This window comes from Kribbella shirazensis, from assembly GCF_011761605.1.
Classification (GTDB): Bacteria; Actinomycetota; Actinomycetes; order Propionibacteriales; family Kribbellaceae; genus Kribbella; species Kribbella shirazensis.
Genome location: NZ_JAASRO010000001.1, coordinates 7,879,733 through 7,902,002, shown reverse-complemented (window position 1 = coordinate 7,902,002; position 22,270 = coordinate 7,879,733). Strand labels below are relative to the sequence as shown.

Annotated in this window: 22 protein-coding genes; 15 read left to right on the top strand and 7 right to left on the bottom strand. The window is 69.3% G+C overall.

Annotation, left to right across the window (positions count from 1 at the left end):
* Positions 1 to 13 precede the first annotated feature (13 nt).
* Positions 14 to 1,018, top strand: coding sequence for a substrate-binding domain-containing protein (locus tag BJY22_RS37635; RefSeq protein WP_202891444.1), 1,005 nt, complete (start codon positions 14 to 16; stop codon positions 1,016 to 1,018).
* 101 nt (positions 1,019 to 1,119) lie between these two features.
* Here BJY22_RS37635 and BJY22_RS37630 read toward each other — a convergent pair whose 3' ends face one another.
* Complete coding sequence (locus BJY22_RS37630; RefSeq protein ID WP_167216604.1) at positions 1,120 to 2,112, bottom strand: substrate-binding domain-containing protein; 993 nt, start codon at positions 2,110 to 2,112, stop codon at positions 1,120 to 1,122.
* 118 nt (positions 2,113 to 2,230) lie between these two features.
* On the opposite strand from BJY22_RS37630, the gene BJY22_RS37625 reads away from it, so the two are divergent.
* Genes BJY22_RS37625 through BJY22_RS37615 form a run of 3 tightly spaced genes read left to right on the top strand, consistent with a single transcriptional unit; the run spans position 2,231 to position 4,636 of the window.
* Positions 2,231 to 3,661 (top strand): malic enzyme-like NAD(P)-binding protein, encoded by a 1,431-nt coding sequence (locus tag BJY22_RS37625; protein ID WP_167216602.1) that lies wholly within the window; start codon positions 2,231 to 2,233, stop codon positions 3,659 to 3,661.
* The gene (locus tag BJY22_RS37620; RefSeq protein WP_238350569.1) at positions 3,658 to 4,071 is read left to right on the top strand and encodes a VanZ family protein; all 414 of its coding nucleotides are present in this window, start codon (positions 3,658 to 3,660) and stop codon (positions 4,069 to 4,071) included. The genes BJY22_RS37625 and BJY22_RS37620 overlap by 4 nt, the downstream gene beginning before the upstream one ends.
* Positions 4,072 to 4,078: 7 nt before the next feature.
* Positions 4,079 to 4,636 carry a YqgE/AlgH family protein gene (locus tag BJY22_RS37615; protein ID WP_167216600.1) on the top strand — a complete coding sequence of 186 codons (558 nt, stop codon included), beginning with the start codon at positions 4,079 to 4,081 and terminating at the stop codon, positions 4,634 to 4,636.
* Between the two features lie 3 nt (positions 4,637 to 4,639).
* Here BJY22_RS37615 and BJY22_RS37610 read toward each other — a convergent pair whose 3' ends face one another.
* A complete protein-coding gene (locus BJY22_RS37610; protein WP_167216598.1) occupies positions 4,640 to 4,912 on the bottom strand; it encodes a DUF3039 domain-containing protein in 273 nt (90 codons plus the stop codon).
* Positions 4,913 to 5,071: 159 nt separating this feature from the next.
* On the opposite strand from BJY22_RS37610, the gene BJY22_RS37605 reads away from it, so the two are divergent.
* Positions 5,072 to 6,850, top strand: coding sequence for a DEAD/DEAH box helicase (locus tag BJY22_RS37605; RefSeq protein ID WP_337759769.1), 1,779 nt, complete (start codon positions 5,072 to 5,074; stop codon positions 6,848 to 6,850).
* A 186-nt stretch (positions 6,851 to 7,036) separates the two neighbouring features.
* Positions 7,037 to 10,369 (top strand): CARDB domain-containing protein, encoded by a 3,333-nt coding sequence (locus tag BJY22_RS37600; protein WP_167216594.1) that lies wholly within the window; start codon positions 7,037 to 7,039, stop codon positions 10,367 to 10,369.
* Positions 10,370 to 10,415: 46 nt separating this feature from the next.
* On the opposite strand, the gene BJY22_RS37595 is transcribed toward BJY22_RS37600, so the two are convergent.
* A complete protein-coding gene (locus BJY22_RS37595) occupies positions 10,416 to 11,252 on the bottom strand; it encodes an MmyB family transcriptional regulator (RefSeq protein ID WP_167216592.1) in 837 nt (278 codons plus the stop codon).
* Positions 11,253 to 11,353: 101 nt separating this feature from the next.
* Here BJY22_RS37595 and BJY22_RS37590 point away from each other — a divergent pair, with 101 nt between their 5' ends.
* Positions 11,354 to 12,082: an SDR family oxidoreductase gene (locus BJY22_RS37590; protein ID WP_167216590.1), complete on the top strand. Its 729-nt coding sequence runs from the start codon at positions 11,354 to 11,356 to the stop codon at positions 12,080 to 12,082.
* Between the two features lie 3 nt (positions 12,083 to 12,085).
* Here BJY22_RS37590 and BJY22_RS37585 read toward each other — a convergent pair whose 3' ends face one another.
* Together BJY22_RS37585 and BJY22_RS37580 are read right to left on the bottom strand one after the other, a co-directional pair.
* On the bottom strand, positions 12,086 to 12,634 hold the full coding sequence (locus tag BJY22_RS37585) for an NUDIX hydrolase family protein (protein ID WP_167216588.1): 549 nt from the start codon (positions 12,632 to 12,634) through the stop codon (positions 12,086 to 12,088).
* 14 nt (positions 12,635 to 12,648) lie between these two features.
* Complete coding sequence (locus tag BJY22_RS37580) at positions 12,649 to 13,308, bottom strand: helix-turn-helix domain-containing protein (protein WP_167216586.1); 660 nt, start codon at positions 13,306 to 13,308, stop codon at positions 12,649 to 12,651.
* A 120-nt stretch (positions 13,309 to 13,428) separates the two neighbouring features.
* Here BJY22_RS37580 and BJY22_RS37575 point away from each other — a divergent pair, with 120 nt between their 5' ends.
* Entirely contained in the window at positions 13,429 to 14,190 is a 762-nt protein-coding gene (locus BJY22_RS37575) for a phytanoyl-CoA dioxygenase family protein (RefSeq protein ID WP_167216584.1), read from the top strand.
* Positions 14,191 to 14,219: 29 nt separating this feature from the next.
* Positions 14,220 to 15,452 (top strand): MFS transporter, encoded by a 1,233-nt coding sequence (locus tag BJY22_RS37570; protein ID WP_167216582.1) that lies wholly within the window; start codon positions 14,220 to 14,222, stop codon positions 15,450 to 15,452.
* Positions 15,453 to 15,463: 11 nt separating this feature from the next.
* On the opposite strand, the gene BJY22_RS37565 is transcribed toward BJY22_RS37570, so the two are convergent.
* Entirely contained in the window at positions 15,464 to 16,213 is a 750-nt protein-coding gene (locus tag BJY22_RS37565) for a hypothetical protein (RefSeq protein WP_337759768.1), read from the bottom strand.
* 55 nt (positions 16,214 to 16,268) lie between these two features.
* Between BJY22_RS37565 and BJY22_RS37560 the strand changes: the two genes are divergently transcribed.
* On the top strand, positions 16,269 to 16,913 hold the full coding sequence (locus BJY22_RS37560; protein ID WP_167216580.1) for a helix-turn-helix domain-containing protein: 645 nt from the start codon (positions 16,269 to 16,271) through the stop codon (positions 16,911 to 16,913).
* Here the strand turns inward: BJY22_RS37560 and BJY22_RS37555 are convergent.
* Positions 16,910 to 17,380, bottom strand: a complete 471-nt coding sequence (locus BJY22_RS37555; protein WP_167216578.1) for an Lrp/AsnC family transcriptional regulator — start codon at positions 17,378 to 17,380, stop codon at positions 16,910 to 16,912. The two genes, BJY22_RS37560 and BJY22_RS37555, sit on opposite strands and share 4 nt — an antisense overlap.
* Before the next feature lie 151 nt (positions 17,381 to 17,531).
* Here BJY22_RS37555 and hppD point away from each other — a divergent pair, with 151 nt between their 5' ends.
* The 5 genes from hppD to cseB all read left to right on the top strand — a co-directional run bounded on the left by hppD (position 17,532) and on the right by cseB (position 22,268).
* On the top strand, positions 17,532 to 18,734 hold the full coding sequence (gene hppD / locus BJY22_RS37550) for a 4-hydroxyphenylpyruvate dioxygenase (protein ID WP_167216576.1): 1,203 nt from the start codon (positions 17,532 to 17,534) through the stop codon (positions 18,732 to 18,734).
* 161 nt (positions 18,735 to 18,895) lie between these two features.
* On the top strand, positions 18,896 to 19,387 hold the full coding sequence (locus tag BJY22_RS37545; protein WP_167216574.1) for a hypothetical protein: 492 nt from the start codon (positions 18,896 to 18,898) through the stop codon (positions 19,385 to 19,387).
* Between the two features lie 45 nt (positions 19,388 to 19,432).
* Positions 19,433 to 20,809, top strand: a complete 1,377-nt coding sequence (locus tag BJY22_RS37540) for an FAD-binding oxidoreductase (RefSeq protein WP_167216572.1) — start codon at positions 19,433 to 19,435, stop codon at positions 20,807 to 20,809.
* A gap of 136 nt (positions 20,810 to 20,945) precedes the next feature.
* Complete coding sequence (locus tag BJY22_RS37535; RefSeq protein WP_167216570.1) at positions 20,946 to 21,554, top strand: hypothetical protein; 609 nt, start codon at positions 20,946 to 20,948, stop codon at positions 21,552 to 21,554.
* Positions 21,555 to 21,602: 48 nt separating this feature from the next.
* Positions 21,603 to 22,268 (top strand): two-component system response regulator CseB, encoded by a 666-nt coding sequence (gene cseB, locus BJY22_RS37530; RefSeq protein ID WP_167216568.1) that lies wholly within the window; start codon positions 21,603 to 21,605, stop codon positions 22,266 to 22,268.
* Positions 22,269 to 22,270 lie beyond the last annotated feature (2 nt).

Sequence of the window (22,270 nt, the reverse complement as noted above, 5' to 3'; positions counted from 1 at the left end):
GAAGGTTCGCATCATGCGCTCGCTCAGAATTCCCCTGGCCGTTACGGCCGTTGCCGCGCTGGTCCTGGCCGGCTGCGGGACCACCAGTGAGAGGACCTCGGGTGCGTCGCCCGAGGCGTCCAAGTCCTGCAAAGGGGCCGATGGCAAGTACACGATCGGGATGAGTCAGGCCAACGTCGCCGAGCCGTACCGGCAGCGGATGGACGACGACATCCGCGCCGCGGCGAAGGACGTGCCGCAGTTCGACGTGAAGTTCGCCGACGCGGCGCAGGACAACGCCAAGCAGGTCGCGGACGTGGAGAACTACATCACCCAGCAGATCGACCTGCTGATCATCAGCCCGAACGAGGCCAAGCCGCTGACCGCGGTGGTGAAGAAGGCGTACGACAAGGGCATCCCGGTGATCGTGCTGGACCGGAAGGTCGAGGGTGACGCGTACACCGGGTTCATCGGCGGCGACAACGTGCAGATCGGGTCCGAGGCGGGCAAGTACGTCGCCGAGAAGCTGCTGCCGTCGGGCGGCAACGTCGTCGAGTTGAAGGGCCTGGCGGGCGCGACGCCGCAGGCCGAGCGGCACCAGGGTTTCATGGACGCGATCAAGGCGAACCCGAAGATCAAGGTGATCGCCGATGCCGGCGGGGACTGGCTGCGGGAGAAGGGCCAGGCGCAGATGGACGCACTGCTGAAGGCGAATCCGAAGATCGACGTGGTGTACGCGCACAACGACCCGATGGCCGAGGGCGCGTACCTGGCCGCCAAGGCGGTCGGCCGGGAGAAGGAGATGAAGTTCATCGGCATCGACGCGCTGCCGATCCCGTCCGGCGGTATCAAGGCCGTCGAGCAGGGCCGGCTGTCCGCGACCTTCACCTACCCGACGAACGGCAAGGAAGCCATCGCCGCCGCGAAGAAGATCCTGATCGACTGCGGCACCGTCGAGCGGTCCCAGATCCTCCCGACGCGCCTGATCGACGCGTCGAACGCCGCCCAGATCTACGCCGAGGAAAACCCGACCGGCTGAGGTCGGACGCCGACCGCCAGGCCATCACAATCGCGGCGGCGCCGCACCCGCGAGCGTGGACTCGCCGGTTCGGGCGGATTGTGATGGCGTGGCGGTCCGGGTCAGCGGCGGGAGCTGGCGCGTTCGATCAGGCGGGCGCCCAGCGTCGTGGTGGTTGGTGGGCGGGTGTTGTCGGCGATGCGTGCCAGGAGGAGGCGGGCCGCGACGGCGCCGATCTCGTAGGCGGGTTGGGCGACGACGGTCAGCGGCGGGTCGACGAGGGCGGCCCACGGGGCGTCGTCGAAGGCGACCAGGCCGACGTCGCGTCCCGCCCGCACACCGCGCTCCTGCAGCGCCTGCAGTACGCCGACCGCCATCGCGCTGTTCGCGATCAGCAGCGCGTCGGGCGGCTCGGGCTGCGACAGCAGGTCCACCGCCGCGCGGTGCGCACCGGCCGCCCGGTACTCGGTACGGCGTACCAGCTTCGCCGTACTGCGGCGCCGGGCCGACCGGAGCGCGTCGCGGTACCCGGCCAACCGGTCGTCGGCCGTGCGGACGCCCGCGGGACCGGTGACGCACCCGATCCGTTCGTAGCCCTGGGCAACCAAATGGGCGGTCGCCTCGCGCGCCGCCAGCCGGGTGTCGACCAGGACGACGTCGCTGTCCTGTCCCGGCAACGGACGGTCCACCGCGACGTACGCCGTACCGCGGGACGCCAGCTTGGCCACCGGTGAACCCGGGCCGCTCGGCGACAGGATGACGCCCGCGACCCGTTCCTGGATCGCGATGTCGACGTAACGGCTCTCCTTCTCGGCGCTCTCGTCAGAGTTGCAGAGCACGACGGAGTACCCGACCTCGTGCGCGACGTCCTCGACACCGCGCGCGATCGCGGTGAAGAAAGGGTTTTCCACGTCCGAGATGATCAGCGCGACCACGGCGGCCTCCTGGCGGCGCAGGTTCCGCGCCGGGCCGTTCGGCTGGTAGCCGAGCTCCTCGGCCGCGACCCGCACCCGGGCGGCGAGGTCCGGGTCGACGGTCGGTTTCCCGTTCAGCGCCCGCGACACGGTCGCCGTCGACACCCCGGCGCGCGCGGCCACGTCGCTGACAGTCGGCACCCTGACTCCCTTCCTGACCGAACAGTAGCGGCTCGGGTAATGGATTACCCAGACCTCTGTCGTGCACTTTACGTACGGAACCTCCAGGCTTTACCAGTGACATGAGAGGATCACCCGCGTGACTGCCTTGCCGAGTGTTTCGTACTCCATCACCGTTCGCCTCGAGGTGCCCGCGGGTGGCTCGACGGTGAGCAAGCTGACGACCGCGGTCGAACAGGCCGGCGGTCTGGTCACCGCGCTCGACGTGACCGCGTCCGGCCACGAGCGGCTGCGGATCGACGTCACCTGTGCCGCGGCCGACACCGAGCACGCCGGCCGCCTGGTCGAGGCGATGCGCGCCGTACCGGGCGTCGAGATCGCCCGGGTCTCGGACCGGACGTTCCTGATGCACCTCGGCGGCAAGATCTCGATGGAGGCCAAGCACCCGATCCGCAACCGTGACGACCTGTCGATGATCTACACGCCGGGTGTCGCGCGGGTCTGCCTGGCGATCGCGGCCAACCCCGACGACGCCCGCCGGCTGACGATCAAGCGCAACAGCGTCGCGGTCGTCACCGACGGCTCTGCGGTGCTGGGTCTGGGCAACATCGGCCCGAAGGCCGCGCTGCCGGTGATGGAGGGCAAGGCCGCGCTGTTCAAGCGGTTCGCCGGGATCGACGCCTGGCCGCTGTGCCTGGACACCCAGGACCCGGACGAGATTGTCCAGATCGTCAAGGCGATCGCCCCCGGGTTCGCCGGGATCAACCTGGAGGACATCTCCGCGCCGCGCTGCTTCGAGATCGAGGCCCGGCTGCGCGAGGAGCTCGACATCCCGGTCTTCCACGACGACCAGCACGGTACGGCGGTCGTCGTCCTGGCGGCGCTCTACAACGCGCTGCGCGTGGTCGGCAAGGACATCAGCAACGTGCGGGTGGTGCTGTCCGGCGCCGGCGCGGCCGGTACGGCGATCCTCAAGCTGCTGCTCGCGGCGGGAGTGAAGGACACCTGCGTCGCGGACATCGGTGGCGTGATCCACCCGGACCGCGACGGTCTGTCGCCGGAGCTGCGCTGGATCGCGGAGAACACCAACGCCGCCAAGTACAGCGGCGACCTGAAGGGTGCGCTGGCCGGCGCCGACGTGTTCATCGGCGTCTCCGCGCCGAACATCCTGACCGGCGCCGACATCGCCACCATGAACGAGGACTCGATCGTGTTCGCGCTGGCGAACCCGGTGCCCGAGGTCGACCCGGCCGCGGCCGGCGAGCACGCCGCCGTGATGGCCACCGGCCGCAGCGACTACCCGAACCAGATCAACAACGTGCTGGTCTTCCCGGGTGTCTTCCGCGGTCTGCTCGACGCGCAGTCGTCGAAGGTCTCGGTCGAGATGGAGCTGGCGGCCGCCCGCGCCCTGGCCGGCGTGGTGACCGACGACGAGCTGAACGCGGCGTACATCGTGCCGAGCGTCTTCCACCCGGAGGTGCACACGATGGTCGCGCACGCGGTCCGCGACGCCGCCGGTGGCAAGGCGCCGGCGCACGAGAGCTTCCCGGACGACACACCCGCATTGTGACGAGCACCGTTACGGCCGAGCCGGGCTCGCAGGTGAAGGTCTGGGTCTGGCGGATCGCGTTCCTCGCAGCGGTGGCGTTGCAGCTGTACGGCGTCTACGCCCCGCGCGAGGCAGGTCCGCACGTCGGGCTGCCGCAGATCGACAAGATCGCGCACTGCTTCCTGTTCGCCGCGGTCGCGTTCACCGGGTGGAAGGCCGGCGTACGCGTCCGGTGGTTGCTCGCGGCACTCGTCGCGAACGCGGTGGTCAGCGAGCTCGTGCAGCACTGGGTGCTGCCGCAGCGCGACGGCGACCCGTTCGACGCGCTCGCGGACCTCGCCGGCGTCGCACTGGGCGCATGGTTGGGCAGTCGTCTGAGCAGTCGTCTGGGCAGTCGTCTGGACGCCCCGACGGCCCGTCGTACGCCATGATGGAGGTATGACGGTCTCGACCCTGACCGGTTCGCTCCTGGTAGCGACGCCGTTGCTCGACGAGCCGCCCTTCCGCCGGTCGGTGATCCTGCTCCTGGACCACGACGACGACGGCGCACTCGGGGTGGTGGTCAACCGCGCCGCGGACCTGTCCGTGGACCGGGTGCTACCGGACTGGTCGTCGGCCGTGGACGAGCCGGGCGTGCTGTTCATGGGCGGCCCGGTCGGCACCGACAGCGCGCTCGCCGTCGCCGAGGTGCTGGACTCCACGGACCCGCCCGGCTGGCGGGAGTGCTTCGGCCGGATCGGGCTGGTCGACCTCGACGTACCGCCGCAGCTGCTCGAGGGCGCGATCACCCGGATGCGGATCTTCGCCGGGTACGCCGGCTGGTCCAGCGGTCAGCTCGAGGGCGAGATCGCCGAGGGCGCCTGGTACGTCGTCGAGTCCGAGCCGGCCGACGTCTTCGGGCACGACCCGGACACGCTCTGGCGCCGCGTCCTGCGCCGCCAGAACGACCAGATGGCCTACGTGTCGACCTACCCGGACGACCCCACGCAGAACTGAGTGCTACTCGTCGTCGCCGCCGGCGTCGTCGCCGGGGTTGAGCGAGTCCCAGATCTCCTTGCACTCCGGGCAGACCGGGAAGCGCTGCGGGTCGCGGCTCGGGACCCACACCTTGCCGCACAGCGCGACCACCGGGGTGCCCATCACCATGGCCTCGGTCAGCTTGTCCTTCGGCACGTAGTGCGAGAACCGCTCGTGATCGCCGGGCTCGGCCGGCGCAGTCTGGGTCCGCTCGTCGACAACCGTCTCCGCGCCGGGGGTCAGCTGAGTACTCATACCCCCGAGTGTAAGACGTCCCCCCAGGCAATCCGGGAACTTTATCCACAGATCGCCCGTACCCCGACCTGCCACCGGCGCGTTGTCACGTGCGTCAGGTAACCTTCCTGCCCGGCACACTGTCGACCTTCGGGGGAGTAGCTGTCTGTGGATTCGCACGTGCCGGCCAACCCTGCCGTGCTGCCGCCCGCCTATCCGGACCGGGCCGCCTGGGGTACCGCGAGCAAGCTGCGGGCGTGGCAGGCGGAGGCACTGAAGCTCTATCTCGACAAGAACCCACGGGACTTCCTGGCGGTCGCGACACCGGGTGCGGGAAAGACCACCTTCGCCCTCACCGTCGCCGCCGAGCTGCTGCACCGGCGGCTGATCGAACGGATCACCGTGGTCACCCCGACCGAGCACCTCAAGGTGCAGTGGGCCGACGCCGCGGACCGGGCCGGTATCTCGATCGACCCCGCGTTCGCCGGGCGGCGCGGTAAGACCAACAAGGACTTCCAGGGCGTCGCGGTGACGTACGCCGGGGTCGCGGTGAACCCGCTGGCCTTCCGGGTCCGCACCGAGCGGTTCAAGACGCTGGTGATCCTCGACGAGGTGCACCACGGCGGCGACGCGCTCAGCTGGGGTGACGGCGTCCGCGAGGCGTTCGAGCCCGCGGCCCGCCGCCTCTGCCTGACCGGTACGCCGTTCCGCAGCGACGACAACCCGATCCCGTTCGTCACGTACGAAGAGGGGCACGACGGGGTCGCCCGGAGCAAGGCGGACTACACCTACGGGTACGGGCACGCGCTGCGCGACCACGTCGTACGCCCGGTGATCTTCATGTCGTACTCCGGGGAGATGCGCTGGCGGACGAAGGCCGGTGACGAGGTCGCGGCGCGGCTGGGCGAGCCGCTGACCAAGGACCTGACCGCGCAGGCGCTGCGGACCGCGCTCGACCCGACGGGCGAGTGGATGCCGGCCGTGCTCGCGGCCGCGGACAAGCGGCTGACCGAGGTACGGCGGCACATGCCGGACGCCGGCGCGCTGGTGATTTCGGGCGACCAGAACACGGCCCGTGCGTACGCGAAGACGCTCCGCGAGATCACCGGGGAGGCGCCGACCGTCGTACTGTCCGACGAGAAGGCGGCGAGCAAGAAGATCGCGAAGTTCTCCGAGGGCGAGTCCCGGTGGATGGTCGCCGTCCGGATGGTGTCCGAGGGTGTCGACGTGCCGCGACTGGCGGTGGGGGTCTACGCGACGCCGACGTCGACGCCGCTGTTCTTCGCGCAGGCGGTCGGGCGGTTCGTGCGGGCCCGGAAGCGGGGCGAGACGGCCTCGGTGTTCGTGCCGTCGGTGACGCGGCTGCTCGGGTTCGCGGCGGAGATGGAGGTCGAGCGCGACCACGTCCTCGGGCGCAAGAACAGCAACGAGGACGGCGACATCTTCGCGCTCGAGGACGACCTGCTGAAACAGGCGAACAAGGACGAGGGCGCCAGCGACGAGCTCGAGGGGAACTTCGAGGCGCTCGGCTCGGACGCGAGCTTCGACCGGGTGGTGTTCGACGGCGGCGACTACGGGACCGGCGGCGACAACGCGTCGGACGAGGAGCTGGACTTCCTCGGGCTGCCCGGCCTGCTGGAGCCGGACCAGGTGCGCGAGCTGCTGCACAAGCGCCAGCAGAAGTCGCTGGCGGCCCAGAAGAAGTCTTCACGGTCCACGAGCGACCGTGAAGACCCGACGCCGACGGAGCTGGCCACCCACGAGCAGATCGCGCTCCTCCGTCGCGAGCTGAACGGCCTGGTCGCCGCCTGGCACCACCGGACCGGCCAGCCGCACGGCGTCATCCACAACGACCTCCGGCGCAAACTCGGCGGCCCCGCGGCAGCCCATGCCTCCTCCGTCCAGTTGAAGGAGCGCATCGAACTCATCCGCGACTGGGCCACCCAGCGCCGCGCCTGAGCCCCGCACAGCAGCCCCGCACAGCAGCCCCCGCACCGTCCAGCACCTCGTCCCTGGGATCCAGGGGCGAGGTGTTGACGTCGTGCCACCGGTGCTGCAAGCTTCCGGTACCTGAGCTGCAAGAAATCATCAAACTCACGCAATTTTCGTAGCTCACCTCCCACCGCCCCGATGGAGGTCCACTCGATGCCCCGGAAGAATCTGCTCCGGCTGCTGCTCGCAGCCGCACTTCTCGCGGCCGGTCTGCTGGCTGCCCCACCGGCCATGGCCGCGAACCTCACGAAGACGCTGACCGCCAGCAGTTCGCTCGGCGAATATCCGAGCGGCAACGCCGGCGACGGCAACCAGAACACCTACTGGGAGAGCGGCAACAACGCCTTCCCGCAGTGGATCCAGGCCGACCTCGGCGGCACCAAGGACGTCAACCAGGTGACGCTCAAGCTCCCGGCGTCGTGGGGTCCGCGCACCCAGACCATCACCGTGCAGGGCAGTGCGAACGGCTCCGCGTTCAGCACGCTCGTCAGCGGTACGGCCTACAACTTCAGCGGCACGAACGTGGTGACGATCGACTTCACCGCCACCTCGGTGCGCTACGTCCGGCTGACCTTCACCGCGAACACCGGGTGGCCGGCCGCGCAACTGTCGGAGTTCGACCTGGCCGGACCTGGTGGCGGGCCCGTCGAACCTCCGACCGGCACCGACCTCGCCGCGGGCAACCCGATCGAGGCGTCGAGCTCGGCCTTCAGCTTCGTCGCCTCCAATGCGAACGACGGCAACACCGGCACCTACTGGGAATCGAACGGGTTCCCGGCGACTCTGACCGTCAAGCTCGGCGCGAACGCCGACGTCACCTCGGTCGTGGTCAAGCTGAATCCGGACCCGATCTGGGGTCCACGCACCCAGAGCATCGAGGTCCTCGGCCGTGAACAGTCGGCGACCGCCTTCACCTCCGCGGTCGGCAGGGCCGACTACCAGTTCGACCCGTCGGCCAACCAGAACACCGTCACCATCCCGGTCACCGGCCGGTACGCCGAGCTACGCCTGCAGGTGTTCGGCAACACCGGCGCCCCCGGCGGGCAGGTCGCCGAGCTCCAGGTCTTCGGTACGGCGGCGCCCAATCCCGACCTCGTGGTGACGAACGTCGACTGGTCACCGGCGAGCCCGTCCGAGTCCACCCCGATCACGCTCTCCGCGACCGTCAAGAACAACGGCTCCGCGCCCGCGGCGGCCAGCAGCCTCAACTTCCTCCTCGGCGGATCGGTCGCCGGCACCGCGAATGTCGGCGCGCTCGCCGCCGGTGCCTCCGCGACCGTCACCGCCAACGCCGGAACCCGTGCCCAAGGCAACTACGTCGTCGCCGCGGTCGCGGATCCGGCCAACGCGATCGTCGAGCAGAGCGACTCCAACAACACGCTCCAGTCGCCGACCCAGCTGACCGTCGCGCAGGCTCCGGGCCCCGACCTGCAGGTCACCGGCATCACCTCCAACCCCGCCAACCCGGCGCCCGGCACGCAGGTCTCGTTCACGGTCGCCGTCACCAACCGCGGTACGACGGCCGCGCCCGCCAGCACGACCAGGCTGACCGTCGGCAGCACCACGCTCAACGGCAGCACCGGATCGATCGCCTCCGGCGCCACCGCCACCGTCGCGATCAGCGGCACCTGGACGGCCGTCAGCGGCGGCGCAACCCTCACCGCCACGGCCGATGCCGGCAATACCGTTGACGAGACCAATGAAACCAACAACGTCCTGACCCGGTCGGTCGTGGTCGGGCGCGGCGCCGCCGTACCGTTCACGTCCTACGAGGCCGAAGCCGGCGACTACACCGGGACGCTGCTCACCGCCGACGCGAAGCGGACCTTCGGGCACACCAACTACGCCACCGAGTCGTCCGGTCGCTCCTCGGTCCGGCTGAACTCGAGCGGTCAGTACGTCGAGTTCACCTCGACCGTGCCGACGAACTCGATCGTGGTCCGCAACTCGATCCCGGACTCCGCCGACGGACAGGGGCTCGAGGCAACGATCAGCCTGTACGTCAACGGGACGTTCAAGCAGAAGCTCACGCTGTCGTCCCGCAACAGCTGGCTGTACGGGAACAGCGACGGGCCCGAGTCACTCACCAACACTCCCGGCGGCGACGCCCGCCGGCTCTTCGACGAGTCGCACGCGCTCCTCGGTACGTCGTACCCGGCGGGCACCACGTTCCGCCTGCAGCGCGACGCCGGCGACACCGCGTCGTACTACATCATCGACCTGGTCGACCTGGAGCAGGTCGCGCCGCCGCTGACCCAGCCGGCCGGGTGTACGTCGATCACGCAGTACGGCGCCGTACCGAACGACGGGATCGACGACGCGGACGCGATCCAGCGTGCCGTCACCGACGACCAGAACGGTGTGATCAGCTGCGTGTGGATCCCGGAAGGCCAGTGGCGGCAGGAGAAGAAGATCCTCACCGACGACCCGTTGAACCGCGGGCAGTTCAACCAGGTCGGGATCAGCAACACCACGATCCGCGGCGCGGGGATGTGGTACTCGCAGCTGTACTCGACGATCGAGCCGCAGAACGCCGGCGGGATCAACCACCCGCATGAGGGGAATTTCGGGTTCGACATCGACAAGAACGTGCAGTTGAGCGATATCGCGATCTTCGGGTCCGGGCGGATCCGCGGTGGGGACGGGAACGCCGAGGGCGGCGTCGCGCTGAACGGGCGGTTCGGGACCGGGACGAAGATCAGCAACGTCTGGATCGAGCACGCCAACGTCGGGGTCTGGGTCGGTCGTGACTACGACAACATCCCGGAGCTGTGGGGTCCGGGTGACGGGCTCGAGTTCAGTGGGATGCGGATCCGGGACACGTACGCCGACGGGATCAACTTCGCCAACGGGACGCGGAACTCGAAGGTGTTCAACTCGTCGTTCCGGACCACGGGTGACGACGCGCTGGCGGTGTGGGCGAGCAAGTACGTCAAAGACCAGTCGGTCGACATCGGTCACGACAACGCGTTCACCAACAACACGATCCAGCTGCCGTGGCGGGCCAACGGCGTCGCGATCTACGGCGGGTACGGGAACAAGATCGAGAACAACCTGATCTCCGACACGATGAACTACCCCGGCATCATGCTCGCCACCGACCACGATCCGCTGCCGTTCTCCGGGACGACGACGATCGCGAACAACGCGCTCTACCGGTGCGGCGGGGTGTTCTGGGGCGAGGCGCAGGAGTTCGGGGCGATCACCCTGTTCCCGGCGAACCTGCCGATCACCGGCGTGACGATCCGGGACACCGAGATCCACGACTCGACGTACGACGGGATCCAGTTCAAGACCGGCGGCGGCGAGATGCCGAACGTCAACCTCACCAACATCCGCATCGACAAGTCCAATAACGGCTCCGGCATCCTCGCCATGGGCGGCGCCCGCGGCAACGCCACCCTCGCAGGAGTCACCATCACCAACTCCCGCGACGGCGACATCCTCAAAGAACCCGGCTCCACCTTCACCTTCACCGGCCAGTAGAAAAACCGGTACCCGAGGCCCAGCACCCTGATGGGGGTGCTGGGCCTCAGCTGGTGAGTTGTTGGGTGCCGATCACGTCCAGGAGGCGGAGGGCCTCCTCGGACGGCGATCCGGGCTCGGCTGTGTAGAGGACCACGCGTTGGTCTCGCTCCGGTACGACGAGGACCTCGCAGATCAGGTCGATGCGGCCGACCAGCGGGTGGAAGATCGTCTGGCACAGGGACTGCTGGCGGCCGACCTCGTGCCGGGCCCAGATCTCCGCGAACTCCGGGCTCCCATCGAGCAGGTCGCGGACCAGCCGGGTGATCTCCGGATCGTCCGGGTACGTGCTCGTCGCCGCCCGCAGATCCGCCGCCACCTCCCGCGCGAACTCCCGCGTCCGGTCCGCACCGAAGAGCTCGGCCTGACTGTCCGTCAGGAACCGCAGCCGCAGCAGGTTCCGGTCCCGCGGCGCGAGGGCGGAGAAGTCCGTGATCAACGCCGCCGCCAACCGGTTCCACGCGAGAACATCGTCCTTCGCGTCCAGCACCAGACCCGGTACGTCGAGCCGCGCGAGCATCCGCAGTACGCCGGACCGCACCTCACGCGGCGGACCCGGTGGTGGACCGGGCTGCTCGCCGGCCAGCCGGAACAGGTGACCGCGTTCGTCGTCGGACAGCCGCAGCGCGCGAGCGAGACCGGTCAGCACCGGCCGAGACGGCCGCGGACCGCGCCCTTGCTCCAGGCGGGTGTAGTAGTCCGTAGACATGGTCGCGAGGCTCGCCACCTCCTCCCGGCGCAGACCCGGCGTACGGCGGCGCAGCCCGGCGGGGAGGCCCACGTCGGACGGTTGCAGCGCCTCTCGCCGTACCCGGAGGAACTCGGCCAGCCCGTCGCGATCCACTGTCCTAGGATCCCAGGCGGCCCCAACCGCATCCAGGGATCGCCGGTCCCAGGCTCGGCCAGCTCTGCCTCGTCGCCGCGTTCCACCGCAGCGTTGACGGCATGAAGACGAACAAGATCGCGCTCGTCACGGGCGCCAACAAGGGCATCGGCAAGGAGATCGCGCGGCAGCTCGGGCAGCGCGGGTTCGCGGTGCTGGCCGGTTCGCGAGACGCCGAGCGCGGCGAGCTCGCGGTGAAGGAGTTGGTTGCCGAGGGCCTCGATGCGGCCGCTCTGCAGCTCGAGGTGACCGACGCGGCCTCGGTCCGCGCGGCAGCCGAGCACGTCGGCGCGACGTACGGTCGGCTCGACGTGCTGGTCAACAACGCGGCGATCATCCCGGAGGGCGACGACGCGGTGTCGCGCATCCCCATCGACGTACTGCGCTCGGCGTTCGAGACCAACGTCATCGGGTTGGTGGAGGTGACGCAGGCGTTCCTGCCGCTGCTGCGGAAGGCGGAGGCGGCGCGGATCGTGAACCTGTCGACGTCGCTGGCGTCGTTCGCGCAGGTCGGCGACCCCAGCTCGGAGATGTCGACCATGCTGACGCTCGGCTACAACTCGTCGAAGGCCGCCGTGAACATGGTGACCGTCATGCTCGCCAACGAGCTCCGTGGCACCCACGTCCTCGTCAACGCCGCCGACCCCGGCAACTGCGCGACCGACATGGGCGGCTGGGACGCCGCACGCACGCCGTCCCAGGGCGCCGCCGTGGCCGTCGAACTGGCCACGCTGCCCGCCGACGGTCCGACCGGCCACGTGTACGCCGAGGAGGGTCGGCTGCCCTGGTGAGACTCAGACGATCGCGCCCGACCAGGCCAGCGCCTGCTTGAGCAGCTGGCCGCGGCCGCCCTCCAGGTCGTTGAGGAGGCTCGGTGCCAGGGCCTCCTCCGGCGTCAGCCAGGTGAGCTCGAGGGCGTCCTGGCGCGGGTTGCACTCGCCGGTCACGGGAACGACGTACACCAGGGCGACGGCGTGCTGCCGCGGGTCGTGCAGCGGGGCCACGCCGGGGAACGGGAAGTACTCCGCGACCGTGACCGGGACGAGCGTCGCCGGCAGCCGCGGGAACGCGGCCGGGCCGAGGTCCTTCTCGATGTTGCGCTGCAGGGCGTCCCGGATCGACTCGTTGTGCAGCACGCGCCCGGAGACCAGCGTGCGGGCGATCTCACCGGTCGCGGGCGAGGTCCGGAGCAGTACTCCGATGTGCTCGAGCTGGCCGAGCGTGTCAACCCGGGCCGGTACTGCCTCGACGTACAGGATCGGCACCCGCGACCGCGTCTCCGCGAGCGCGAACTCGGACAACCAACCAGGATTCGGATCAGGCGTACGCAGCGACGACGTCATGCGTACATCTTTGCTTACGGCCTGAAAGCGGATCGGTACTGGGAGGGGCTGAGTCCGAATGCCGAGCGGAAACGGCGGGTGGCGTGGCTGGGGTCGTGCCAGCCGACGGTGGCTCCGATCGTGGAGACGGGGAGCTCGGTCTCGATCAGCAGGCCGGCGGCACGCTCGGCGCGGATGCGGTTCAGGTAGGCGATCGGTGACATGCCGACCGAGCTGCCGAAGAGCCGGACCAGGTAGCCGGGGGCGAGGTTGACGCGCGCCGCGAGCCCTTCCAGCGTCCAGGGCTCGTCCAGGCCGGCCTCCATCAGGCGCATGGCGTGCTGCACCGCCGGGTGCGGCGCCGGCCGCGTGAGCGCTCCCGACCCGCGGGCCCCCGGCACGAGCGCACCGGACAGCAGCCCGAACACGTCCGGTCCCAGGTAGGCGTTGCGCACCACGAGCCCGTCGCACCCGACGTACCCGTGCCACTCACCAGGCCGCAGTACGACGACCGAGTCCGGCCCGAGCTCGACCTCGCCGGCCGCCGACACGTGCGTACCGCGGCCGGCCACCACCACCGCGATCTCGAAGAACGCGTGACTGTGCGGCGCGACGTCCGCGACCACCTCCAGCCGCTCGCCCGCGACGGGCAACCGCGGATCCGGGAAGACCTCACTGCTCAGCACGTTGTGCACCAGCAACCCCCTAGAGGTCAAGATCGGTCAAGCCCTGGTCAACCACTGCCTGTCCACTGTGGCAGCTTCCCGCGACGCTGGAAACACCTTCCAGTACGACGGAATCTCAGGAGACCACCGATGACCACGACCGACCCCCAGGCCCCCGCGGCGCTCGACGACGAGACCATTTCCGCCTACCGCCGCGACGGCGTCGTCCGGATCCGGAACATCATCGGCCGCGACGAGGCCGCCCGGTTCCGGGACGCCGCGATCGCCGCGACGACGAAGGCCGACGACCTGTTCAAAGAGTCGAAGATCTTCAACCAGTACGTCAACGTCTGGCAGCAGGACGACGTACTGCGCGAACTCACCCTGGATCCTCGTCTCGCCGCTGCCGCCACCGCGCTGGCCGGCGTACCGCTGCGGATCTGGCACGACCAGCTGCTGATCAAGCCGCCGCACAACGGCGCCGCGACCGAGTTCCACCAGGACGCGCCGTACTGGCCGCACGCCGGCTCGCGCGCCTCGCTGTCCGCGTGGATCGCGCTCGTCGACGTGCCGGTGGAGCGGGGCTGCATGACGTTCATCCCCGGCTCGCAGAACCACCAGGACCTGCGCAGTCAGGACCTGTCCGACCGCGACGACATGTTCCGCGCCGCGCCCGACCTGCGCTGGGAGCAGCGGCTGACGATCCCGCTGCAGGCCGGCGACTGCACGTTCCACAACGCCTACCTGGCCCACTCCGCGACGCCGAACCTCACCGACGACCCGCGGATCGCACACGTGGCGATCTACATCGACGCGGCGGCGACGTACACCGGAGCGGCGCACGTGGTCACCGACGGCCTCGGACTGACCGTCGGAGAAGCGCTCGACCACGAGCTCTTCCCGACTGTTTAATTCTTCACGATGTGACATAAGTTGGCTGGGTGCGTCTGCTCACCGACATCCGTCCACTGCGTGAGTCCGCCGACTTCCGGAGACTGTGGATCGGCTCGACGGTGTCGCAGCTGGGTCAGCAGATGACCGCGGTGACGGTCTCGATCCAGGTGTACGCGCTGACGCACTCGACGTTCGCGGTCGGTCTCGTCGGGCTCTGCTCGCTGGTCCCGCTGGTCGTCTTCGGGCTGTACGGCGGTGCGATGGCCGACGCGATCGACCGCCGCACCCTCGCGCTGGTGTCGTCGGCCGGGTTGTGGCTGCTGTCGATGGTCCTCGTCGTGCAGTCGCAGCTCGGCTGGGGACAGGTGTGGGTGCTGTACGCCGTGGTGGCCTGTCAGTCGGCGTGCTTCGCGGTCAACAACCCGGCGCGGTCCGCGATCATCCCGCGGCTGATCCGGCCCGAACTGCTGCCTGCCGCGAACACGCTCAGCCAGGCCGCGTTCAACCTGGGCTTCACCGCCGGCCCGCTGCTCGGCGCGGCGGTGATCGCGTGGCACGGATTCGCGGCGGCGTACCTGGTCGACGTGCTCACGTTCACCGCGGCGTTGTACGCGCTGTTCCGGCTGCCCTCCGTACCCCCGACGGGAGCGGTACGGCGGGCCGGGCTGCGGTCCGTGCTCGAAGGCTTCACGTTCCTGCGCGCCGCGCCGGCGTTGCTGGCGACGTTCCTCGCGGACATCCTCGCGATGGTGTTCGCGCAGCCGCGGGCGCTGTTCCCGGCGGTGGCGGGCGCGTTCTTCGCGGGCGGCGTACGGACCGTCGGCATCCTGCAGGCGGCGCCGGCGATCGGGGCACTGATCGGGGTGATCTTCTCCGGCTGGGTGACCCGGGTCCGCCGTCAGGGCATCGCGATCGTGCTCGCGATCACGGTGTACGCCGCCGCGGTCGGACTGTTCGGGCTGTCCCGGACGATCTGGCTGGGCGTGGCTTTGCTGGCGATCTCCGGGGCGGCCGACATGGTCAGCTCGGCGTACCGGAACACGGTGCTGCAGTCCGCCGCGCCGGACGCGATGCGTGGCCGGCTGCAGGGGGTGTTCATCGTGGTCGTCGCCGGCGGGCCGCGGCTCGGCGACTTCGTCGCGGGTACGTCGGCGTCGCTGACCAGCCCTACCGTGGCGCTGCTGGGCGGGGCCGCGGTCTGTATCACCGGGCTACTGATCCTGCTGGCGCGCAACCGCCCGTTCCGGGTCTACGACTCGCGGACCCGGGAGCTCAGCTAGGCCCTGTCTGGTCAGCCGCCGGTCGCGAGCTTCTTGAGGACCGTGAACCAGGAGTCCATGTCCGGGTTGATCTCGGTCACCGGCTCGTCGTCGACGGTCACGATCTTGCGGTCGCCCAGCGGCTTCTTCAGCTTGATCGGGGTGACCGACATGCTGCTGTCCTCCGGGCACGGGGCGTCGACGTCGACGACCACCATGATCTTGTCCTCCAGTTGCTGGACGCTGAGGTCCGACGCGCACTTGCCGACGGTGCCGAACAGCAGGTCCACCTCGTCGTACTTGGGGGCGTTCTGGATCCACTTGAGGTACTTCGGCTTCTTCCCGTCCACCCGCTGGTAGTACTTCACCGGCTGCTGGCTCTTCTCGGTGGGAGCGCGCGAGCCGTCGCCCATGAAGGTGCCGTAGATCATCTCGATGCACGGGTCCTTGGTGTCCGGGCCGTCGATGGCCCCGAACGCGCGCGCCGCCTGGTAGCAGCCGTTCGCCTCGCGGTTCAACGAGACGTTGAAGCCGACCAGGGCCAGGGCGCCGACGACCAGGCTGATCGCCAGCATCCGGCGGGATTTCAGCTGCTGCGGGCTGAGGACGCCGGCTGCCTGCCGGGCCTCCTCGGGGGTCGCGTCGTCCGGCATCGAGGTGGTGCGGAACAGCGCCATGATCGAGCTCGTCCACTGGGGATTGATGATGGTCGGAATGGCATAGACCAGAATCAGGCCCATGATCACGAGGACGGCGGGGAGCAGCGACCAGTAATTTCGCACGGCAGCAAGATACGGGGCGATCGGGCCGCGCCCGAATAACGGATACCCTTCTAGGGTGCCAGCCGAGACCTCGCAGACGCTCGACCGGGGACTCACCGTCCTCGAGTTGCTGGCGGACGCCCCGGACGGGCTCTCCATCACCGAGCTCGCCGGGGCGCTGGGTGTCAGCCGGACGGTCGTGTACCGGCTGGTGAACACGCTGGAGCTGCACCGGCTGGTGCGCCGCGACAGCGAGGGCCGGGCCCGGCTCGGTCTCGCCGTACTGCACTACAGCCGCCGCGTTCAGCCGACGCTCCGTGACGCAGCGCTACCGGTCCTGCGGTCGCTCGCCGAAGACACCGGAGCCACCGCGCACCTCACGGTCGCGGACGGTGAGGAAGCGCTGGCGATCGCAGTCGTGGAGCCGAGCTGGACCGACTACCACGTCTCCTACCGGATGGGATCGCGGCACGCCCTCGACCAGGGCGCCGCCGGCAAGGCCATCCTCGCCGGCCGCCGCAAACCCGATCCCGCCGGCCGCCCCTTCGTCGTCACCTCCGGCGAACTCCAGGCCGGCGCCCAAGGCGTGTCGTCCCCGGTGCTCGGAGTCCCCGGCGTCGAGGCCTCCATCGGCGTAGTGGTCCTGGGCAAACTCGACCGAGACTTCGTAGGCCCCCGAGTAGCCCGAGCCGCAGTAGAAGTAGCCAAGCGCCTCGCCTAGTTCTTCGTGGCGGCCTCTACCAAGGGGAGGACCCGGTGGGGGATCTGCTCCGCGAGGGCGATGACTGTCGAGGCTCTTTGGATGCCCTGCACGGTGACCACCTGGTCGATGACGCGTTGCAGGTCGGCGTTGGAGCGGGCGACGATGCGGCACCAGAGGTCCTCGGCGCCGGTGATGGTGTGCACCTCGAGTACTTCGGGGATCCGGGCCAGCGCCTCCGCCACCGTCGTGTGTCCTGACCCCTGCTCGATCTGCAACGTCGCGAACGCCGTCACCGGATAGCCGATCGCCGTGGTGTCGATGTCCGGGCCCCAGCCGCGCACCACGCCGTCACGCTGCAACCGATCGAGACGCGCCTGGACGGTGCCTCGAGCAACACCCAGTCGCCGCGACGCCTCCAGTACGCCGACGCGCGGTTCGGCCGCGAACAACCTGAGGATGCGGGCGTCCAGCGCGTCCACCGGCATACCAAGCCTCCGTCGATAGTCAGACTGACCAAATAGCCTAGCAATGTTGGCGGATGAGTAGTCAGCTTGCCTAGCGAAAGAGGGAAGTGTTGCGCAACCTGTCGTGGTCCGACAAGGCTCGGCTTATCGATCCGAACCTGGAGGAGTACCGATGACCAGCACCGACCTCACCCCCGCAGAGCTCGACGCCGATCTCGACCTCGACCAGCTGAAGCAGCTCGTCGGCCTGGTGCCGTACGACGAGAGCACCGACCCGTTCCCGGTCACCGCGATGGACGCGGTGGTGTTCGTGGTCGGCAACGCCACGCAGACCGCGAAGTGGTACCAGCTCGCTTTCGGTATGGACCTGGTCGCGTACTCCGGTCCCGAGACCGGCTCCAAGGACAGCAAGGCGTACGTCCTCAAGGCCGGCTCCGCCCGGTTCGTGATCTCCGGCGGCGTGAGCCCGAAGAGCCCGCTGCTCGACCACCACCGCAAGCACGGTGACGGCGTCGCCGACCTCGCCCTCGAGGTCCCGGACGTGGACAAGTGCGTCGCGCACGCGCGCAAGGTCGGCGCCGTCGTCCTCGAGGAGCCGAACGACGTCTCCGACGAGCACGGCACGGTCCGCCGCGCGGCCATCGCGGCGTACGGCGACACCCGGCACACCCTGATCGACCGCAGCAAGTACGACGGCCCGTACCTGCCCGGCTTCGTCGCGGCTGCCACCAAGGTCACCCGCCCGGAGGGCCACCCGAAGCGGCTGTTCCAGGCCGTCGACCACGTGGTCGGCAACGTCGAGCTCGGCAAGATGGACGAGTGGGTTGCCTTCTACAACAAGGTGATGGGCTTCGTGAACATGGCGGAGTTCATCGGTGACGACATCGCCACCGACTACTCGGCGCTGATGAGCAAGGTCGTCGCCAACGGCAACCACCGGGTGAAGTTCCCGCTGAACGAGCCGGCGATCGCGAAGAAGAAGTCGCAGATCGACGAGTTCCTGGAGTTCTACGACGGCGCCGGCGCGCAGCACATTGCGCTCGCCACCAACGACATCCTGCGCACCGTCGACATCATGCGGGCCAACGGCGTGGAGTTCCTGAACACCCCGGACTCGTACTACGAGGACCCCGAGCTGCGGGCCCGGATCGGCGAGGTGCGGGTGCCGATCGAGGACCTGCAGGCCCGCGGCATCCTGGTCGACCGCGACGAGGACGGCTACCTGCTGCAGATCTTCACCGCGCCGATCGGCGACCGGCCGACGGTGTTCTACGAACTCATCGAGCGGCACGGCTCGCTCGGCTTCGGCAAGGGCAACTTCAAGGCCCTGTTCGAGGCCATCGAGCGCGAACAAGAGCGCCGCGGCAACCTTTAGACCGGCCCGTACGGCGGCCCGCACGCCCGGAACCTTGCCCCACGCAACTGAACACGGCGTGTCGCCGTCCGATTACCGGAATGACTGTCGGGGCAGGCTCCGTTCGCGTAGTGTGCCTTCCTGAGTGCGCGTCGGGGCGTGCGCTCAGGAAGGGTTTCGTCATGAAGACTCTGGGCATTCTGCTCAGCACCGCCGGCCTCGCCGGGGTGGGCGCGTTCGCCCTCTCCGCCGCGCCGGCCGAGGCGGCCACCACCGCCACCACCGCCACAACCGCGACCTGCTCAGGCGCGACGTCCATCGCATCGGCGCCGATGCTGCGAGATCAGAAGCCGCCGAGCTGGGGCACCGTCCGGCTCGTCCGCGACAGCTGCTACCAGTACTGGGCGGAGATCACCATGGCGTCGAAGGTGGTGGCCAACGCGAGGGCCAACGCCTTCCTGGTCCAGTACGGCGGCAGCAACAGCGGCCGCGTGCTGAGCTGCGACAGCAGTGGTGGCAACGGCGCGGTGATCCAGGGCCAGCGGACCTGCCGGACGCCGAAAGTGAAGGCACTCAGCGGAAGCATCACGTTCGCCGCGATCGGCCGCGAGTACCACAACTACGGCGGCGGGTACGAGGAGATCTCGGAGAACGTCACCAGACGCACGCGCTGAAATCGGGGGTGCCCAGTACCGCGCAGTAGTACGTAGGCTCGGCGTATGAGTGAGGTTGTCGAGCAGCTGCGTCAGCTCCTGCCGCCCGAGGCACTGGTCACCGATCCGGACCGCATGGAGAGCTACCGGTACGACCGGGCGATGTTCTGCCCGGCCGGGATGCCGCTCGCCGTCGTGCTGGCCCGGGAGACCGCGCACGTCCAGGCCGCGGTGCGGGTCGCGAACGAGGCCGGCGTACCGATCGTGCCGCAGGGCGCGCGGTCCGGCCTGTCCGGCGCGGCCAACGCGCTCGACGGCTGCATCGTGATCTCGCTGGAGAAGATGGACCGGATCCTGGCGATCGAGCCGGTGGACCGGTACGTCGTGACGCAGCCGGGCGTCTACAACGCCGTCCTGTCCCGCGCAGTGGCCGAGCACGGGCTGTTCTACCCGCCGGACCCGTCGAGCTGGGAGTTCTGCTCGATCGGCGGCAACCTGTCCACGAACTCGGGCGGCCTGTGCTGCGTGAAGTACGGCGTGACCACCGACTACGTGCTCGGCCTGGAGGTCGTGCTCGCCGACGGCAGGGTACTGCGGACCGGCCGGAAGACCGTGAAGGGTGTCGCCGGGTACGACCTGGCCAAGCTGATCGTCGGCAGCGAGGGAACGCTCGGCATCATCACCGAGGCGACGCTGATGCTCCGTCCGCAGGCGGCGAAGCCGCGGACGATGGCGGCGCTGTTCGGCTCCGGTGTGGAGGCCGGCAACGCGATCCTGGAGATCATTCGCAGCGGCGTCTCGCTCAGCCTGCTGGAGATCATGGACCGGACCACCATTCGCGCGGTCAACAAGTACAAACGGATGGACCTGCCGGACGAGGCGGCCGCGATGCTGATCGCGCAGTCCGACGCGGGCGGTGAGGCCGGCGCGGCCGATGTCGCCGCGGTGGCCAAGCTGTGCCGCGACCACGGCGCGCTGGAGTGCATCGAGGCCGAGGACGACGCCGAGGGCGACCTGCTGCTGGAGGGCCGCCGGGCCGCGCTGACAGCGCTGGAGCAACTCGGTACGACGATGATCGACGACGTCGCTGTACCGCGATCGCGCCTGGCCGAGTTCATCGGCCGGATCGAGGAGCTGTCGGCGGAGCTGGACATCACGATCGGGGTGCTCGGGCACGCCGGCGACGGCAACATGCACCCGACGGTCGTCTTCGACCAGGCCGACCCGGCGCAGGCCGAGCGGGCGCAGCTGGCGTTCGACCGGGTGATGGAGATCGGGCTGGAGCTCGGCGGCACGATCACCGGTGAGCACGGCGTCGGCGTCCTGAAACGGACCTGGCTGGCCGAGGAGATCGGGCCGGTCGCGCTCGACGTCCACCGGGCCATCAAGACCGCGCTGGACCCCAAGAACCTGCTCAATCCGGGCAAAATCGTCGCCGACTGAGACTGTGACGCAACCGCAATAGAACTGCCGAGGCCATACGACGTCCATGCCCGTCGGCTGTGACGTCCGGCCGACACTATGGAAGATAGTTGTCTGAACTCCGCGGGGGGACTGGATGCAGGGTAGGAGGCGCCCGATGGGTCTGTGGCGCCGTACCGTGCTGCCCGCTGTCGCGGCGGTGGTCGCGACGACCGTGCTCGCTGCCTGTGCGAACGGCGGCGGGCTGCGCGTCGAGGGCCCCGAGTCGCCGCCGCCGGCCGCGTCGGCCACGCCGACCCCGTCGGTCGCGCTCGGCACCGGTAGCCCGTCACCGAGCCTGCGGCGTACCCCGGAAGTGACCGTCGACCTGTACAAGGTCAGGGCCCGATTGCTCGCCGATCGGCGCCTGACGGGGTACGCCCGGACAGTACTTTCGAATTGCACCGTGATTTCGCGTTGCCTCAGCAGGGGTAAGACCGTTGATGTATTGCACAGCGGTACACCTCAGCAGATCGTCCTGATCCACACCCTGGAGAAGTTCGTCTTCGGTATCTTCCTGATCGCCGTCGAGCCCGCGGGCCCGCGACCGATCTGGAACCTGAACGTCGAGCAACCGACCGTGAACGCCAGCCCCCAAGGGGACCTGGTGGTCGAGTCGAAGATCTTCACGATCAACGACCCGGTCTGCTGCCCGTCGGGCCGGCGGGTCGAGGTCTACCGTTGGAACGGTCGGCAGATGATCAAGGTGAGCTCGACGGACCAGTAGGGAGACTGAAGTTCGGTGGTACCGGAAGAACCGGCAGCGCGCATTCTCATGGTTGAGGACGACGCGGTGATCCGTGAGGCGACGCAGTTGACCCTCGAACGTCACGGCTACGACGTGACCACGGCCGAGGACGGCCTGGAGGCGATCGAGCGATTCGAGAAGATCCACCCGGACGTCGTGATGCTGGACATCATGCTGCCCGGGCTGGACGGCATCTCGGTGTGCCGGCGGATCCGGGAGACCAGCACGGTCCCGATCGTGATGGTGTCCGCGCGCGGAGACGCGCTGGACGTCGTGCTCGGGCTGGAAGCGGGCGCGGACGACTATGTGACCAAACCCTTCGACACCCAGGTGCTGGTGGCGCGGCTGCGGGCGGTGATGCGGCGCGCGGTCTCCGATCCGGAGCGCCCGGCGCCGACGACCGGCTCCGGCGTCGAGTCGTTCGGCGACCTGGAGCTGGACCGCGAGGCCCTGGAGGTACGGCGGGGCGGACAGACCGTCCAGCTGACGCCGACGGAGCTCAAGCTGCTGATCGAGTTCGCGAACAACCCGGGCGTGGTGCTGAGCCGGTCGACGTTGCTGCAGCGCGTCTGGGACTACGAGTGGGGTGGCGACGGCCGGCTGGTCGACGTCCACCTGCAACGGCTGCGGACCAAGATCGGTGCCGACCGCATCGAAACCGTCCGCGGCTTCGGGTACAAACTCAGGGCGTAACG

Bases quoted from the DNA above. Each gene is read 5' to 3' on its own strand.
- hppD (WP_167216576.1), top strand. From the start codon at position 17,532: ATGACCAGCACCGACCTCACCCCCGCAGAGCTCGACGCCGATCTCGAC.
- BJY22_RS37600 (WP_167216594.1), top strand. From the start codon at position 7,037: ATGCCCCGGAAGAATCTGCTCCGGCTGCTGCTCGCAGCCGCACTTCTC.
- BJY22_RS37540 (WP_167216572.1), top strand. From the start codon at position 19,433: ATGAGTGAGGTTGTCGAGCAGCTGCGTCAGCTCCTGCCGCCCGAGGCA.
- BJY22_RS37575 (WP_167216584.1), top strand. From the start codon at position 13,429: ATGACCACGACCGACCCCCAGGCCCCCGCGGCGCTCGACGACGAGACC.
- cseB (WP_167216568.1), top strand. From the start codon at position 21,603: ATGGTTGAGGACGACGCGGTGATCCGTGAGGCGACGCAGTTGACCCTC.
- BJY22_RS37615 (WP_167216600.1), top strand. From the start codon at position 4,079: ATGACGGTCTCGACCCTGACCGGTTCGCTCCTGGTAGCGACGCCGTTG.
- BJY22_RS37610 (WP_167216598.1), bottom strand. From the start codon at position 4,912: ATGAGTACTCAGCTGACCCCCGGCGCGGAGACGGTTGTCGACGAGCGG.
- BJY22_RS37555 (WP_167216578.1), bottom strand. From the start codon at position 17,380: ATGCCGGTGGACGCGCTGGACGCCCGCATCCTCAGGTTGTTCGCGGCC.
- BJY22_RS37535 (WP_167216570.1), top strand. From the start codon at position 20,946: ATGGGTCTGTGGCGCCGTACCGTGCTGCCCGCTGTCGCGGCGGTGGTC.
- BJY22_RS37635 (WP_202891444.1), top strand. From the start codon at position 14: ATGCGCTCGCTCAGAATTCCCCTGGCCGTTACGGCCGTTGCCGCGCTG.
- BJY22_RS37585 (WP_167216588.1), bottom strand. From the start codon at position 12,634: ATGACGTCGTCGCTGCGTACGCCTGATCCGAATCCTGGTTGGTTGTCC.
- BJY22_RS37590 (WP_167216590.1), top strand. From the start codon at position 11,354: ATGAAGACGAACAAGATCGCGCTCGTCACGGGCGCCAACAAGGGCATC.
- BJY22_RS37545 (WP_167216574.1), top strand. From the start codon at position 18,896: ATGAAGACTCTGGGCATTCTGCTCAGCACCGCCGGCCTCGCCGGGGTG.